Genomic DNA, 16,368 nt, shown 5'->3' with positions numbered 1-16,368 from the left:
CTTTCTCCTGCTGGTTCCCCCCGTGTGGTATAATTTAAGCGACTGTCCGAAAAACTAGCAAGGAGCATGAGATTGCATGAAAGGGCTTAAGCCTGTTAAGACCAGGCGCACCTCCGAAGGTATCCTGGAGCAAATAAAGACACTTATCATAGAGGGGCAACTGGCACCGGGGGACAAGCTTTTAACCGAGAGGGAACTCTCGGAAAGACTACAGGTTAGCCGGGCCTCGGTGCGTGAAGCGCTCTCGGCGTTGAACCTGGCTGGCATCCTGGAGATAAAACACGGGGAAGGCATCTTCATCAAGCGGCCTGAGCCCAATGCCGTCATCGAGCCTCTGGTTTTTATCTTGCTCTTAGAGAAGGACAAAGTACAGAACATCCTGGAGGTGCGCAAGGCTCTGGAAGTGGAGGCAGCGGGTCTGGCCGCCGAGAGGTGTCCGCCGGAGCTCCTGCGGGAGCTGGAGCAGATAATTGAAGAGATGGAAGCCACTCTCCCTCAGGGAGAGGGGGAGAAAGCGGCGCAGCTAGACCTGCGTTTTCACCTCACGCTGGCTCAGGCTAGCTGCAACCCCCTAATCAGCAGTTTGATGAACACCATTCAGGAGATCATAGGCCAGACCTTACGCATCACCCGAGCCCTCTGGCTTTCGGCTACCGCCGGCACTACGCAGCGCCTTTTTGAAGAGCACCGGGAAATTTATCTGGCCGTGGCTGCCCGGGATAAGTTTCGGGCGCGGGAGATAATGTACCAGCACCTGTGGAAGGTGGAAGTGGAGCTGGCCCGCCTGCTTAAGCACGCCTGAGTGGTTAATTTTTTCTCCCCGAACGGTCAAAAATACATCCCCAATGGCGAAAGGAAATGAGCCTCCTTAGGTCGAATTGTATTAATGGTCAGACCATTCAACCATATGGTGATCAAAAATTTGTCCTTAGCTCAGGAGGTGAGAGCAAAAGGGCTTCTCAGTGCTTTTCCCCAGAAGCGATTTGGAGGAAGGAGAGAAGGGAGGAAATGCGGTGACCTGGACGCAGGCGGTAAATCCGCTGGGTAACTTGTGGCTTTCGGCTTTGCTCGATGCTTTACCGATAATCTTTCTCTTTTGCGCCCTGGCTTTTTGGCGCATGAAGGGCCACGTGGCGGGTCTTCTCACCCTTCTTCTGGCTGTTCTTTTGGCCCTTTCTCTTCACGGAATGCCCGCGAAAATGGTTTTTTTAACCGCTCTTTACGGGGCTTTGATGGGCCTTTTCCCTATAGGCTGGATAGTAATAGCAGCAGTTTTTCTTTATAACTTGACGGTCAAGACGGGGCAGTTTGAAATCATCAGAGGCTCCATCGCCACCATCACCGAAGATCGCCGCCTCCAGGCGTTGCTCATAGCCTTCTCTTTCGGTGCTTTCCTAGAAGGAGCGGCGGGTTTCGGCACTCCGGTGGCCATAACTGCGGCTATGCTGGCCGGCCTGGGCTTTAACCCTCTTTACGCTGCGGGCATATGTCTTATCGCCAACACAGCGCCGGTAGCGTTCGGAGGCATCGGTATCCCTATCATTACTGCTGGAGCGGTGACCGGTATCGACGACATGGCCATAAGCCAGATGGTAGGTCGCCAGCTGCCGTTTCTTTCCATTTTCCTTCCTTTCTGGCTGGTTTTGATCATGGCCGGCTGGCGGGGAGCGCTGGAGGTTTGGCCAGCCATTCTAGTAAGTGGGGTTTCTTTCGCTCTGACCCAATGGTTCACCTCCAATTATATGACCCCCATGTTGCCCGACGTCGCCTCGGCGCTGGTCTCCATCTTGGCGCTGGTGGTTCTTCTGCGTGTGTGGCAGCCCCCCACTATTTGGCGCTTTTCTGACGAGCCCCCAGCCACACTGAAGGCCGAAAAATATTCGGCTGGGGAAGTTTTCAGAGCCTGGTTTCCCTTCATTGCCTTGATGATACTTATCAGCGACTGGGGTCTTAAGCCGGTTAAGGCCCTGCTGGATAAGGTCACGATAAAAATAGTCTTCAATGGACTTGATCAGGCTATCATCGCTGGCGGTAAGCCTCTATCGGTGGTCTACAACTTCAACTGGCTTTCCGCCGGAGGCACAGCTATCCTGATCGCGGCCATCATCAGCGCCATCGTTCTGCGGGTGAGCGTCGGCCAGTTTGTAGAGGTTTTCCTCAAGACCCTTAGGGATCTGCGCTTCGCCCTCCTGACCATCGCTGCTGTTTTGAGCTTCGCTTTTGTGGCCAACTGGTCCGGCATGACCCCTACTTTAGGTAAGGCCTTCACCGTGACGGGCGCCCTCTTCCCCTTCATGTCCGCCTTCCTTGGCTGGTTAGGGGTGGTCATTACCGGTAGCGACACCTCTTCCAATGCCCTCTTCTGCAAAATGCAGCAGATAACCGCTGAGGGCCTGGGGCTTAACCCGGTGCTTACCATAGCCACCAACAGCAGTGGCGGGGTGGCGGGGAAGATGATCTCCCTGCAGAGTATAGCTGTGGGTACGGGTGCCACCGGCCTGGTGGGCAAAGAAAGCGAGCTTTTCCGCTTCTGTGTGCTCCACAGCATCTTGTTCACGGCTATCATTGGGGTAATCGCCACCTTGCAGGCTTATCTCTTCCCGGGGATAATTCCGCCGCCGGTGCCGGCGGCTAAAGTAGCGGCCACTCCGCAGGCTCTGTCTCAAGGACTGAGCTTGCTTCTAGGTTCGCTTTTGCTCCTTTTGGTTCTGGGAGTGGCGGCTTACCGGCAAAGGAAATAAGTTCTGGAGGGAAGAGTTTTGGCGGAGCGCGAGGAACTCATCTCGGCTTTTTCTGCTCAGGCACGGCTACTGGGAGCCGAGGTTTACCGGGCCAGCAGCCCGGGGGAGGCCAGAGCTTTGGTCAAGGAGATCATTGAGAGCACTGGGGTACGGCGCGTGGCCCTGGCTTCCTCTCCGCTCCTGGCTTCTCTGGACCTGATCCCTGTGATCGAAGCGGCCGGGGCCGAGTTGGTCAAAGGCTCCCTCCGGGAGCAGGCCGAGACGGCCGAGATGGGTATCACCGCTTTTGAACTGGCCGTAGCCGAGACGGGAACCCTGGTTCACGATGCCACCGAGCTTGACACCAGGCTTTTTTCCATGCTTCCTCTGGTGCACCTGGCCCTGGTGCCGGTAAGGGGACTGGTGGCTAACCTGGAGGAAGCACTAAATTATTGGCTTACAAGGGGAGAGATTCCCGGTTACCTGGCCTTTGTTTCCGGGCCCAGCCGCACGGCGGATATCGAACGGGTGCTTACCGTTGGAGTGCATGGACCGGGACGTCTGTTGATTGTCTTGTTGGGGGAGGAGGAAGTGTGTTCGCATGAATGAGCTCCGGGAAAAGGTGAAGAAGGCTTTGGCCAACCGGCGTGTGAGCTGGGCCCTCACCCATTTTGCCGACAACTATGTGATAGCGCGTGAGAAAGCCTACGCCGGCAAGGATTTTGCTACCCTGCGCCAAAAGGTAGCGCAGATCAAGGAGGAGACCATTGCTCGGCTGGAGGAGCTGGCCGAGCAGTTTACTCGGGAGGCCACCAGGCGGGGGGCGGTAGTCTACCGAGCGGCCAGCGCCGAGGAGGCAAGAGCCTACATAGCCGATCTGGCGCGCGCCAAGGGGATCGAGACCGTGGTGAAGTCCAAGTCCATGGCCACCGAAGAGCTCCACCTTAACCGCTACCTGCAGCAGCAAGGCCTGGAAGTGGTGGAAACTGATCTGGGAGAGTGGATCATTCAGCTTTCCGGCCAGCGTCCTTCTCATCTGGTGATGCCGGCCATTCACCTGAGCCGGCAGGAGGTGGCAGAGATCTTCCGGGAAAAGCTGGGGGTGGAAGTGGAGCCGGACATCGGCCGGATGGTGAAGCTGGCCCGGCGGGAGCTGCGCAAGAAGTTTTTGGGCGCCTGGATGGGTATTTCCGGGGCCAATCTGGCGGTGGCCGAAACAGGTACCCTGGTGATTCTGACCAACGAGGGCAACGCTCGCCTTACCACCACCTTGCCGCCGGTGCACGTGGTAGTGGTGGGGCTGGAGAAGCTGGTGCCCCGTCTGGTGGATATCGTGCCCGTGCTGGAAGTTCTTCCCCGGAGTGCTACGGCCCAGATCCTGACCAGCTACGTTACTCTAATTACCGGCTCCGTTCCTGCCGTAGATCCAGAAGGCAACTACCTTCCGCAAAAAGAACTACACATCATTCTGCTCGATAACGGGCGGACCCGCATGGCCGCCGATCCCGTCTTCCGGGAGGCGCTCAAGTGCATACGCTGTGCGGCCTGCCTTAACGTCTGCCCGGTTTATCAGCAGCTGGGCGGGACTTTCGGCGCGGTCTACACCGGCGGTATTGGGGTCATCCTCACGGCCTTCTTCACCGGCTTTGAAGAGGCGGCGCAGCTGCAGGAACTCTGTCTTGGATGCCAGCGCTGCCGGGAGTACTGCTCGGCAAACATTGATCTCCCTGGGCTCATTGAGGAGCTCCGGCGGAGGGTGGTGGCGAAGAAGGGAGTAGGGCCGGCTGCTCGGGTGGCTTTGGCAGGAATCTTACCTCGGCGCCGCCTTTTCCACACCTTTTTGAGAACCGCCGCCCGGCTTCAGGCTCCCTGGGTGAAGGAGGGGAAGCTCTGCCGCTTGCCCTTTTTCCCAGAGCTTACCGAGGGGCGGGCTTTACCGCCTTTAAGCTTAGTTCCCTTCCGGGACCGTACGGCTCGCCTGCCCCGGCCCCAAAGTCCCCGGGGGAAGGTGCTCTTTTTCTCCGGCTGCCTTATCGACTACGTCTTTCCCAGGATCGGGGAGGCGGTGGACCGGGTGCTGGCGGCTATGGGCTGGGAGCTGGTGCACCCGAAAGGGCAGGGCTGCTGTGGTTTTCCTGTCTGGCAGGCGGGCTTGCCGGGTACCTTTGCCCGCTTGGCTCAGCAAAACCTGGCTGCTTTGGCTGAAATTGAGGCGGAGGCCGTGATCACAGCCTGCCCCACCTGTACCGTAGCCCTCAAGTACCTTTACCCGGAGGTGCTGAAGGGGGACGCCAAGTGGGCGGAGCTTGCCCGGGTGCTGGCGGAGAAGGTGACCGACTTTTCCTCCTTCGTATGGGAGCGCCGGGAAGAAATTCTGCCCATCTTAGCTCCCATAAGGGAGAGGATCACCTACCACGATTCCTGCCACCTGAAATACACCCTGCGGGCCGACCGCGCTCCCCGGGAGCTTTTGCTGGCAGGTGGGGCGGAGCTCAAGGAAATGGCCCCGCCGGAGCTCTGCTGTGGCTTCGGCGGCTCCTTCACGCTGAAGTTTCCCGAACTCTCGCGGGCCATTCTAAAGCGCAAGCTTCAGGCGATCGAAGGAAGTGGAGCGGAAACCGTGGCTCTGGACTGTCCGGGTTGTCTCTGGCAGATTGGCAGCGTCTTTTCAGGCAAAGCCAAGCACACTGCCGAAATCTTGGCCGAAAGCCTCAAATACCCCTTGGCCCTATAACCATCCCTCTTTGCGCCTAGGCTCCGCTTTTATAACCCTGTAGCCCCTCGTAAACCAAGAGGGGCGTATTCTTGTGCGTTGTATCCCAAAACTTAGCGTGTTAGACTAGTATCCAGCCTTTTGACCAGCAGCCTTGCGAAAGGAGTGGAACGAGTTTTGGAGATAGGCATCGTCGGGCTTCCGCTGGTAGGTAAGACCACCCTTTTCAATCTTCTGACCGGGGCTAAAGCTCCCACCGGTCCCGGCAGCGAGCCTAGGGTAAGGCGGGGTTCGGCGCCGGTTCCTGACAGCCGCCTCGACTTCTTGGCTTCTCTCTACCAGCCCCGCAAAGTCACTCCCGCCCGGATAGATTTCAAGGACATACCCGGCCTCGACCCCCGGCAAGGGGAAAAGGAGGCGCGTATCCGCTTCTTGGAAGAGGTGCGCAGCGCCGATGCGCTCTGCTTTGTGGTCCGCGCTTTCAACCATCCCGACCTTCCCTTTTACTTCGAGAAGATGAGCCCGACAGAGGAGTTTCGGGAGATTCTGGCCGAGCTCTGGCTGGCGGATTACAGCTTGGTGGAGAAGCGCCTGGAGCGGCTTCGCGAGGGGAAGAAGGCCCGGCGGGATAAAGAAGTGGAGGTTCAACTGCTGGAGCGCTGCCGGGAAATCTTGGAGCAGGAAGAACTCTTACAGAAGCTCACCCTTTCCCCGGAGGAGGGACCTATCTTCGCCAATTACGGCTTTCTTACCGTCAAGCCTATCATCCTGGCGGTGAACGTGGACGAGCGGGGTCTCAAGGAGGGGTACGAAGGGAAGGAAGAGCTTCTGCGCGAGGCAAACGCCCGCGGCATACCGCTGGTGGAGGTGGCGGCGCAGATAGAGAAGGAAATAGCCTCTCTTCCGCCGGAGGAGCAGGAGCTTTTCATGACCGATCTGGGCCTGACGGAGCCCGGGATAGCCCGGCTGGCGCGGGCGGCTTACCGGAGCTTAGGTCTCATTTCTTTCTTTACGGTGGGCGAAGACGAGGTGCGGGCTTGGCCAATAAGAGAAGGAACCACCGCCCGGGAAGCGGCCGGGAAGGTGCACTCGGACATCGAGCGGGGCTTCATCCGGGCGGAGGTCTTTAACTTCGAGGACTTGAAGCGGCTGGGCTCGCCGGCTAAGGTGCGCGAGGCCGGCCTTTTGCGCCTGGAGGGGAAGGACTACCGGGTGAGGGACGGCGACGTTATTTACTTCCGCTTTAAGGTGTGAGGCCCAGGATTTCCTCCACTACGTCCCGCATTTTTTCCCGGGTCACTTTGCGTGTGTGCCGGATAGGCTTGCTTTCCAGTCCTTGCAGTCCCCGGGGTATGGGCCAGCCGGTAAGCTCGGCCAGAAGATTAAGTAGGGAAAACTCTTCTTTGCCGGCCAGCCTTTCGGGGGCCAAGGCACGGATGACGTCCCGGGCGAACTTGAAGGGGCTGGCGGTGGAAAGGATCACGGTCCTGGTGCTGTCCCCCGTCTCTTCCCGGTAGCGGTTGAAGACGTGCCAGGCTACGCCGGTGTGCGGATCGAGAAGGTAGCCGTATCGGGTATAGGCGTCCCTTATGGCCGCCAGAGTCTCGTCATCGCTTGCCCAGGAGGACCAGAAGACCTGCTTTATCCGCTCGTGGGTGGCCTGGTCGACCTGGTAAACGCCCGTTCTGGCGAGGGAGGTCATCCACTGCCGCACCTTCTCCGCGTTCCGGTCGGTGGCTAGGTAGAGAAGCCTTTCCAGGTTGCTGGAGATCAGGATGTCCATGGAGGGGGAAATGGTGCGGTGAAAGGGGCGGCGGCGGTCATAGACCCCGGTATTAATAAAGTCGGTGAGCACGTTGTTGGCGTTGGCGGCCAAGATCAGCCTTTTCACCGGAAGCCCCATTTCCCGCGCCAGGAAACCAGCCAGGATATTGCCGAAGTTGCCGGTAGGGACTACGAAGTTGATCTCCTCACCGTGGCGGATGAGCTTGTCCCGCAGGAGGCGGGCATAAGCGCTGAAGTAGTAGACTATCTGCGGGAGAAGCCTTCCCCAGTTGATAGAGTTGGCCGAGGAGAAGGTCATCCCGGCGCTTTCCATCTTCCGGCGGAGCTCCGGGTCGCCGAAGAGTTGCTTGACCCCGCTCTGGGCGTCGTCAAAGTTTCCCTCCACGGCTACCACAAAGGTGTTTTCTCCTTCCTGGGTTATCATCTGCCTTTTCTGGATCTCGCTTACCCCTTCGCTGGGGAAAAAGACAATTATCTTGGTTTGGGGAACGTCCCGGAAACTTTCCAGAGCGGCCTTGCCTGTGTCCCCCGAAGTGGCTACCAGGATGACTATCTCTTTTTCCAGTCCCAGCTTCTGCGCCGCCCGGGTCATGAGATGGGGCAGGAGGGTCAGGGCCAGATCCTTGAAGGCGTGGGTGGGGCCGTGCCAGAGCTCTAGAACAGCGGTATCGGGAGCCAGCACTTTGAGGGGGACTATTTCTTCGGTGTCGAACTTCAAAAGATTATAGGCAGCCAGGACAGCAGAGGATACTTCCGCAGGGGAAAAATCGGTGAGGAAGAGGGAGATAAGGCGCACCGCCTGCTCGGGATAGGAACGGCGGCTCAGTTCCTCAATGGAGCTAAGGCGTAGCCGGGGAAAGAATTCGGGCACGTAAAGCCCGCCGTCGGGAGCTAGCCCCTGCAGGATGGTCTGCGCTGCTTTGACCGGCGGCGCCTGCCCACGCGTACTCTCGTAAAGCACTAAAACTTCCCCTCCTTAATCCTTCTGGTATCCACCTTAGTATAGCAAGAGGAGCGGGGAGAGGGAAGGAACGTTATGCCGGCTGGAAAAACCACATAGATATCATTATGATTGCGGCGAAGAACAAGCCTTCGAAGAGCGTTAGGAGGGCATTTAGATTGTCCGAGGAATTCCTTCTGGGGGTACTGAGCATAGTTCTCATCGACCTTGTGCTGGCGGGGGATAATGCCTGTGTCATCGCTATGGCGGTGCGGCGTCTCCCCCGGCGCAAGCGCCTGCTGGGCATATTCTTGGGAGCGGGGTTGGCAGTAGCCTTAAGGGTGGGCCTCACGGCGGTGGCGTCGCAACTTGTGCTCCTGCCCCTGCTCAAGCTCATAGGGGGCATCCTCGTGCTCGGTATAGCGGTGAAGCTTCTGCGGGAGAACGTGAGCTGCCCGGTGGGCAACAACACCGGAGCGGCAAGGAGTTTTTGGGAAGCCATAAAACTCATCGTGATAGCCGATGTGGCGATGAGTACCGATAACATCCTGGCAGTGGCGGCAGTGGCTGAAGGGAACATTATCTTGCTCGCCTTGGGGCTGGGGCTGAGCATCCCCCTAGTGGTAGGAGGATCGAGCTTCGTTTGTGCCCTCATGGACCGCTACTCCTGGGTCTGCTACTTGGCCGCCGCCCTTCTGGGTAAGGTGGGGGCGGGCTTGATCTTGACCGATCCCTTCCTAGAAAAGTATATTTATGTTTCCCGCCCCTGGCTGGTGGCGGGGGAGATACTGGGAGCGATAGGCGTCCTTCTGCTGGCCCGCTGGCTTCCGAGGAGGCATTAGTTGTCTTAGGGCGGGCGTGGATGAGAAAATATGCTAGCGGGAGGGATTTTACCGTGGCAGGGGACCAAGCCAGAGGAAAATACTATATCTTTACCTACGGCTGCCAGATGAACGAGTGGGACAGCGAAGTGATGGCCGGTCTGGTCGAGGAGATGGGATACACGCGGGCCAGCAGTCCGGAGGAGGCCGACCTCATTTTGCTTAATACCTGCTGTGTGCGCGAGTCGGCGGAAAATAAGGTCTGGGGGCTTCTGGGCAGTTTGGGGCGCCTCAAGCGGCGCCGGCCGTGGCTGCTTTTAGGCGTTACGGGGTGCTTGCCCCAGCGTCCGGGAGCGGCGGCGGAAATTAAACGCCGCTTTCCTTTTGTAGATTTAATAGTAGGAACGCACGATCGCCACGAGTTGCCGCGCCTCATCTTGGAGGCCGAGCGGGGCCAGGTGGTGGCGGTCTCTCCAGAAGGACGGGGAGTAGTGGAAGGGCTCCCCATACGGCGGAAGAGCCGGCTGCGGGCCTGGGTGCCGGTTATGTTCGGCTGCAACAACTTTTGCACCTACTGCATAGTGCCTTACGTGCGAGGCAGGGAACGCAGCCGCCGGCCGGAGGACGTCTTGCGGGAGGTAAAGGAGCTGGCGAAGGAAGGTTATCGGGAGATCTTCCTTTTGGGGCAAAACGTAAACGCCTACGGCAAGGGGCTTCAGCCGCCGGTGACCTTTGCGGATTTACTGCGCCAGCTCAACGCGGTAGAGGGAATATGGCGCATAAGGTACACCACCTCCCACCCGCGCGACTTTGGGGAGGACCTCATTCGGGCTGTGGCCGAGCTCCCCAAGGTGTGCGAGAACTTCCACCTGCCGGTGCAGGCGGGTTCGGATAAAATACTGCGGCGCATGGGCCGGGGGTACACGCGGCAGGATTACCTTAACTTGGTGCGCAGGATAAGGGAGGCTTTACCGCAGGCCAGCTTCTCCACCGATATCATGGTGGGTTTTCCCGGGGAAACGGAAGAGGACTTTGAGCAAACGCTCCTGCTGGTGCGGGAAGTCGGCTTCGACCAAGCCTTCGTCTTCATCTATAACCCCCGGCCTGGCACGCCTGCGGCTTCTTTCCCCGACCAGGTGCCGCATGGGGTTAAGGTGGAGCGCATAAAGCGTCTGCTGGCCCTGCAGCAGGCCATAAGCCGGGAGCGCAACCGAGCGGAGGTGGGCAGGGTGCACGAAGTGCTGGTGGAAGGCCCCAGCCGCACCAACCCCAACCGGCTGGAAGGAAGAACGCGGACCTACAAGACAGTTATCCTGGACGGGACACCTGAGCTCGCCGGCAAGCTGGTGGCGGTGCGCATAACGGCGGGGCATCTTACTTACCTCGAGGGCAAAGTAGAGGAGGTCCTGGTGGCTTGAACTCGGCGGAAGAGCGCCTTTACTGCCTGGCCTGGCAGCTTTTGCTTCCCGGCCAGTCGCGGCGGGTGAAAGAGCTCATCTCTTTTTTCGGCTCAGCACGCGAGGCCTTCCTGGCTTCTCCTAGGCACTGGGCCAGCGTGGTGGGGGAGAGGCTGGCGGAGGCCCTGGCTGGCCGGAGGGCAAAGCTCGACCTGAAAAAGGAGGAAGAGCGCCTCAGGAAGTTGGGAGTGCGCTACGTCACCCTGGCTGAGCCGGATTACCCGGCTTTACTACGGGAGATAGACTCGCCGCCGGTAGCCCTCTTTTACCTGGGAGAGATAAGGCGGGAGGAGCGGGCCGTAGCCATAGTGGGAACCCGGCGCCCGACCCGCTACGGCCGGGAAGTGGCGGAGAGCCTGGCCAGTGATCTGGCTCGCTTCGGCGTGACTGTAGTGAGCGGCTTGGCTCGGGGTATCGACGCGGCGGCCCACCGGGGGGCGCTTTCCGGCGGGGGCCGCACCTTGGCGGTTCTGGGCACAGGTTGTGACCGCTGCTATCCCCGTGAAAACTGGAGGCTATGGCAGGAAATAGAAAAGAAGGGGGCTCTCATCTCCGAGTTCCCCCTGGGGACCGAGGCGCGTCCCTGGCATTTTCCGGTACGCAACCGGATAATAGCGGGGCTGGTCCACGCTGTGATCGTGGTGGAGGCGCCCGAGAAAAGCGGTGCTCTGATAACGGCCGATCTGGCGCTGGAATACGGCCGGGAGGTGCTGGCCGTTCCCGGCCGGGTGACCACCCCGCAGGCTAAAGGTTCTCATCTTTTGCTGAAGCAGGGAGCCTACCTGGTGGAAAAAGCAGAGGACGTTTTGGAAGTGTTGGGCTGGGAGATAATTGGGGCGGAGGAAGAGGAAGGTTTGGCGTTGAATCCAGAAGAGGAGGAGGTAGTTTCCCTGCTGGCGGCCGGCTTTCTTTCCTTGGAGGAACTGGTGGAGCGGGGCAAGATGTCGGTGGACGCTTGCCTTAGCCTGCTCTCCATGCTGGAGCTCAAGGGGGTAGTGCGGCCCGGAGGAGGGGGGACCTATCTGCTCACGCGACAGGGAGAAAATCTGCTTCGCTCCCGGAGAAGAAAGGGGGATCCCAGGTGAAGCATCTTATCATAGTGGAGTCGCCGGCCAAGGCCCGGACGCTTTCCAAGTTTCTAGGCTCTCAATTTCTGGTAAAAGCTTCTATGGGGCACGTGCGCGACCTTCCTAAGAGCGAGCTGGGGGTAGATCTGGAAAACGGCTTCACCCCCAAGTACGTCACCATAAGAGGTAAAGGGAAGGTGGTCCAAGAGCTCAGAAACTACGTGGCCAAGGCCGATACGGTGCTCATGGCCTCCGACCCCGACCGCGAGGGGGAGGCCATTGCCTGGCATCTTTGCCTTCTCCTGGGCATACCCCCGGAAGCTCCTTGCCGCATCGAGTTTCACGAGGTCACTAAGAATGCGGTCTTGGACTCCTTGAAATCCCCCCGTCCCATCGATCTCAACAGGGTAAACGCCCAGCAAGCGCGGCGGGTTTTAGACCGGCTGGTGGGCTACAGCCTGAGCCCACTTCTGTGGCGCAAGGTAAAGCGAGGGCTTTCGGCCGGCCGGGTGCAATCTGTGGCCTTGAGACTGGTGGTCGAGCGGGAAGAAGAGATAGAGGCTTTCGAGCCCGAAGAGTACTGGGATCTGGCGGCCTGGCTCCTTGCTCCCGGGGGGGAGCGGGTCTTGGCCAAGCTGGCCCGCTTTAAGGGCAAAAAGTTCACCTGCCGCACAGCAGAGGAAGTGGAGAGGGTTATGCTCTCCACGGTTTCGGTCGACTGGAAGGTGGCGCGGGTCGTGCGGCAGGAGAGGAGCAAAGCTCCCCCTTTGCCCTTCACCACCAGCCAGATGGTGCAGGAGGCCAACCGCCACCTGGGCATGCGTCTGGAGCGCACCATGGCCGTGGCCCAACAACTCTACGAAGGGGTGGATCTGGGGCCGGAAGGTCCAGTGGGGCTGATAACCTACATCCGCACCGATTCCACCCGCGTTTCGGAGGAGGCTAAAGAGAGGGCCTGGGCCTTCATAAAGGAGCACTACGGAGCCGAGTTTGTGGGTGATATCCTGCCTAAAGAAAGGAAAGCCAAAGGTCGGGTGCAGGACGCCCACGAGGCCATAAGGCCCACCGATGTCTACCGGACGCCGGAAAAGGTCAAGCCTTACCTTACCCCGGATCAGTACAAGCTTTACCGGCTCATCTGGGAGCGCTTCCTGGCGGCTCATATGGCGCCGGCCAGGTACTTCCTCACTCGTGTGGAGATAGAGGCGGGGGATTATACCTTTTACGCCACCGGCACTCATCTTCTCTTTCCCGGCTTCCTGCGCCTCTGGCGCTCGGAGGAAGAGGAAGAAGAAGGAAAGCTTCCCCCTTTGCGGGAAGGGGAAGTCCTCACCTTCGAGGAGTTCGTCCCCCAGCAGCACTTTACCACTCCGCCGCCTCGCTACACGGAGGGCACGCTGGTCAAAGCGCTGGAGGAGAAGGGGGTGGGGCGCCCCAGCACCTACGCCCCTACCATCGAGACCATTCTCAAGCGAGGCTATGTGGTGCGGGTGGACAAATATCTGCACCCTACCCCTTTAGGTAGAACGGTGGTAGAGCTTCTAAAGGAGCACTTCCCGGGCATAGTGGATGTGGGCTTCACCGCGGCCATGGAGGAGAAGCTCGATCTGGTAGAAGAGGGACAGGCCGATTGGGTGGACATCCTGCGCGAGTTTTACCAGTCTTTCAGTCAGGATCTGGTGCGGGCGGAAGCGGCCATCGAAAGGGTATCCTTGCCCGACACCTTCACCGATATCTCCTGCCCCCGATGCGGCCGCCCCATGGTGAAAAAGACGGGACGCTACGGGGAATTTCTGGCCTGCTCCGGCTATCCGGAGTGTCAGATGCGGATGCCAGTGGGGACGGGGGTGAAGTGCCCGCGCTGCGGAGGGGAGTTGGTGAAGCGTCGCAGCAAGAAGGGAAGGTACTTCTACGGCTGCAGCCGTTACCCCGAGTGCGACTTCGTGGTCTGGTCGGAGCCAGTGCCCGAACCCTGCCCAGAGTGCGGGAGCCTGATGGTGCGACGGGGCAGGGGGAAGAAAAAGCAGGTCGTCTGCACCAACGAGTCGTGCGGCTACCAGCGCCTTGAGGGGTGAGGAAAAATGCAGGTAGTGGTCGTGGGAGCGGGACTAGCCGGATCGGAGGCGGCGTGGCAGATCGCCCGGCGGGGAATAAAGGTGATTCTTTATGAGATGCGTCCTCACAAGATGACCCCGGCGCACCACACCGGTTACTTCGGGGAGCTCGTGTGCTCTAATTCTTTGCGCGCGGAAAGCCTGGAAAACGCGGTGGGTCTCTTGAAGGAAGAGATGCGGCGGCTAGGCTCCCTTATCATGCAGGCGGCGGAGGCCAACCGGGTTCCGGCTGGAGGGAGCCTGGCCGTGGATCGGGAGGGTTTTGCCGCCTATATCACCGAGGCGTTGAGTTCGCACCCCTTGATCGAAATTCGCCGGGAGGAGGTCACCTCCATACCCGATCATTTCCCTACCATAATCGCCGCCGGCCCCCTGACTTCTCCCGCCCTGAGCGCGGCCATAAAGGAGCTCACCGGGGAGGAGTACCTTTACTTCTACGACGCCGTGGCGCCCATAGTTACCTTGGAGTCCATCGACCAGGAGAAAGTTTTCTGGTCTTCTCGCTACGGCAAAGGAGAGCCAGCCTACATTAATTGCCCTATGACCAAGGAGGAGTACGACCGCTTTTACGAGGCGCTGGTTACGGCGGAGCGGGTACCTCTTAAGGAGTTTGAGAAGGAGATTCACTTCGAGGGCTGCATGCCCATAGAAGTTATGGCGGCCCGGGGCAGGGAGACCTTGCTCTACGGCCCCTTGAAGCCGGTGGGCCTTATCGATCCTCGCACCGGCAAGCAGCCTTATGCGGTGGTGCAGCTACGCCAGGACAACCGAGAGGGCACCCTCTTTAACCTGGTGGGCTTCCAGACCAACCTAAAGTGGAGCGAGCAGAAGAGGGTCTTTCGCTTAATTCCTGGGCTGGAAAGGGCGGAGTTTGTGCGCTACGGCATGATGCACCGCAACACCTTCCTAAACGCTCCTGTTCTGCTGGAACCCACCCTTCTCTGCAAGAAGAAGCCGGGGCTTTTCTTTGCCGGGCAGATAACGGGGGTGGAAGGGTATGTGGAATCGGCGGCGGCAGGCTTGGTGGCGGGAATAAACGCGGCGCGGTTGGCGAGAGGAGAGAAACCTTTGGTCTTCCCCCCGGAGACGGCGCACGGAGCCCTGCTCAACTACATAACCACCGCCGATCCCCGTCACTTCCAGCCCATGAACGTAAACTACGGGCTTTTCCCTCCGCTCGAGCACAAAGTGCGGGACAAAAGACGGCGCCGCCTGCTCCTGGCCGAGAGGGCTCTGGCCGTGCTGGAGGAGTTCATCAAAGCCCACCAACTGGAGGTCTGAAGAAAATGTATAGCCTCATTGATCGCTTCATAGTCTACCTGCAGACGGAAAAAGGCGCCTCTTTGCGGACTTTAACCGAGTACCAGAAAGATTTGCTGGAGGGGCTTTCTTTTTTCGCCCGGCTTTTGGGGGTGGCGGAGGCGGAGCTTTCCCTCCGGTCTATAACCCCTTCCCTTTTCCGCCGCTTCCTGGGGCATCTGCACGAGAGGTCCCTTTCCCGCAATACCATTGCCCGGAAGCTGGCCGCCTGGCGCAGCTTCTTCCGCTTCCTCTGCCGGGAGGGGATACTCAACGCCAACCCCTTGAAGCTGGTGAGTGCCCCTAAGCGGGAGAAGCGCCTCCCTCGCGTCCTTTCCCCCCACGAGGCCGAGGCCCTGGTGACGGCCCCCAAGGGAGCGGATCCTAAAGTTTGGCGGGACCGGGCCCTGCTGGAGGTGCTTTACGGCGCCGGGCTGCGGGTAAGCGAGGTGGAGCATTTAAACCTTTCGGACTTGGATCTGGAACGGGGAGAGCTGAGGGTATGGGGCAAGGGGAGTAAGGAACGGATTGCCCTTTTGCACCCGCTGGCGGTGGCGGCCTTAAAAGACTATCTGGAGCGGGGGCGACCCCTGCTCCTCAGCCGGCGCTCTCAAGGAGAGGAAGAACCGGCCCTTTTTCTGAATCATCGGGGGGAGCGCCTCTCCGCCCGGGGGATAAGGCTGATCGTGACCTCCTACGCGGCCAGGACGGGGGTTATTAAAGGAAAGGTGACCCCGCACACCTTCCGCCACTCTTTCGCCACCCATCTGCTGGACGGAGGGGCTGATCTCAGGACGGTGCAGGAGCTTTTGGGGCACAAGCGCTTGGCCACCACTCAGATCTACACCCGGTTAAGTCTTGAGCGGATAAAGCACATCTACGAAAAAACCCATCCCCGGGCTTGAAGGAGGGATTTTGTGCGTTTGGAAGGGACTACCATAGTAGCGGTGCGCCGCAACGGGCGTACCGCCATGGCGGGCGACGGGCAGGTGACCCTGGCGCAGAACACGGTGATCAAGCACAACGCCCGCAAGGTGCGCCGCCTCTATCAGGGGCGGGTGCTGGCCGGGTTTGCCGGGAGTGTGGCCGACGCCCTCACCCTTTTTGAGTGCTTCGAATCTAAGATAGAAGAGGCGCAAGGGAACCTTTTGCGGGCGGCGGTGAACCTGGCCAAGGAATGGCGCACCGACCGGCGGTTCGAACGCCTAGAAGCCCTTCTGGTGGTGGCGAACACCGAGCATCTGCTCCTCATTACCGGCGGAGGTGAGGTGCTGGAGCCCGACGACGGCATCGTGGCGGTAGGTTCGGGCGGACCCTTTGCCCTGGCGGCGGCGCGGGCTCTTCTTTGGCACACCGACTACGACGCTGCCACCATCGCCCGCGAGGCCTTGCGCATAGCTGCCTCCATCTGCGTTTACACCAACGAAAACATTGTGGTGGAGGAGATATAAG

Annotated in this window: 13 protein-coding genes; 12 read left to right on the top strand and 1 reads right to left on the bottom strand. The window is 59.6% G+C overall.

Features of this window, described 5'->3' with window-relative positions; all coding sequences use genetic code 11:
* Positions 1-76: 76 nt before the first annotated feature.
* From DXX99_RS07535 to ychF, 5 genes are all read left to right on the top strand, one after another.
* Positions 77-802, top strand: a complete 726-nt coding sequence (locus DXX99_RS07535; RefSeq protein WP_115792889.1) for a FadR/GntR family transcriptional regulator — start codon at positions 77-79, stop codon at positions 800-802.
* A gap of 211 nt (positions 803-1,013) precedes the next feature.
* Positions 1,014-2,741, top strand: coding sequence for an L-lactate permease (locus tag DXX99_RS07530; RefSeq protein ID WP_115792917.1), 1,728 nt, complete (start codon positions 1,014-1,016; stop codon positions 2,739-2,741).
* Positions 2,742-2,759: 18 nt separating this feature from the next.
* On the top strand, positions 2,760-3,329 hold the full coding sequence (locus DXX99_RS07525) for a LutC/YkgG family protein (RefSeq protein ID WP_115792888.1): 570 nt from the start codon (positions 2,760-2,762) through the stop codon (positions 3,327-3,329).
* Positions 3,322-5,454, top strand: a complete 2,133-nt coding sequence (gene ldhH, locus DXX99_RS07520) for an L-lactate dehydrogenase (quinone) large subunit LdhH (protein WP_115792887.1) — start codon at positions 3,322-3,324, stop codon at positions 5,452-5,454. The genes DXX99_RS07525 and ldhH overlap by 8 nt, the downstream gene beginning before the upstream one ends.
* 144 nt (positions 5,455-5,598) lie before the next feature.
* Positions 5,599-6,687 carry a redox-regulated ATPase YchF gene (gene ychF / locus DXX99_RS07515; RefSeq protein WP_240610863.1) on the top strand — a complete coding sequence of 363 codons (1,089 nt, stop codon included), beginning with the start codon at positions 5,599-5,601 and terminating at the stop codon, positions 6,685-6,687.
* Here the strand turns inward: ychF and thrC are convergent.
* On the bottom strand, positions 6,677-8,179 hold the full coding sequence (gene thrC, locus DXX99_RS07510; RefSeq protein WP_115792885.1) for a threonine synthase: 1,503 nt from the start codon (positions 8,177-8,179) through the stop codon (positions 6,677-6,679). The genes ychF and thrC overlap by 11 nt on opposite strands.
* 158 nt (positions 8,180-8,337) lie before the next feature.
* Between thrC and DXX99_RS07505 the strand changes: the two genes are divergently transcribed.
* Genes DXX99_RS07505 through hslV form a run of 7 tightly spaced genes read left to right on the top strand, consistent with a single transcriptional unit; the run spans position 8,338 to position 16,367 of the window.
* Entirely contained in the window at positions 8,338-9,000 is a 663-nt protein-coding gene (locus tag DXX99_RS07505) for a YjbE family putative metal transport protein (RefSeq protein WP_205664667.1), read from the top strand.
* Between the two features lie 53 nt (positions 9,001-9,053).
* Positions 9,054-10,397, top strand: a complete 1,344-nt coding sequence (miaB, locus tag DXX99_RS07500) for a tRNA (N6-isopentenyl adenosine(37)-C2)-methylthiotransferase MiaB (protein ID WP_205664666.1) — start codon at positions 9,054-9,056, stop codon at positions 10,395-10,397.
* Positions 10,394-11,521, top strand: a complete 1,128-nt coding sequence (dprA, locus tag DXX99_RS07495) for a DNA-processing protein DprA (RefSeq protein ID WP_115792882.1) — start codon at positions 10,394-10,396, stop codon at positions 11,519-11,521. The genes miaB and dprA overlap by 4 nt, the downstream gene beginning before the upstream one ends.
* On the top strand, positions 11,518-13,578 hold the full coding sequence (gene topA, locus DXX99_RS07490; protein WP_115792881.1) for a type I DNA topoisomerase: 2,061 nt from the start codon (positions 11,518-11,520) through the stop codon (positions 13,576-13,578). Before dprA ends, topA begins: the two co-directional genes overlap by 4 nt.
* Positions 13,579-13,584: 6 nt before the next feature.
* Positions 13,585-14,898 (top strand): FADH(2)-oxidizing methylenetetrahydrofolate--tRNA-(uracil(54)-C(5))-methyltransferase TrmFO, encoded by a 1,314-nt coding sequence (gene trmFO, locus DXX99_RS07485; protein ID WP_115792880.1) that lies wholly within the window; start codon positions 13,585-13,587, stop codon positions 14,896-14,898.
* A 5-nt stretch (positions 14,899-14,903) separates the two neighbouring features.
* On the top strand, positions 14,904-15,821 hold the full coding sequence (locus DXX99_RS07480; RefSeq protein ID WP_115792879.1) for a tyrosine recombinase: 918 nt from the start codon (positions 14,904-14,906) through the stop codon (positions 15,819-15,821).
* 12 nt (positions 15,822-15,833) lie between these two features.
* Positions 15,834-16,367 carry an ATP-dependent protease subunit HslV gene (gene hslV, locus DXX99_RS07475; RefSeq protein ID WP_115792878.1) on the top strand — a complete coding sequence of 178 codons (534 nt, stop codon included), beginning with the start codon at positions 15,834-15,836 and terminating at the stop codon, positions 16,365-16,367.
* Position 16,368: the final 1 nt, after the last annotated feature.

The organism is Ammonifex thiophilus (assembly GCF_003368535.1).
GTDB lineage: Bacteria > Bacillota > Desulfotomaculia > Desulfotomaculales > Ammonificaceae > Ammonifex > Ammonifex thiophilus.
This window is presented reverse-complemented; position numbering and strand designations above follow the sequence as displayed.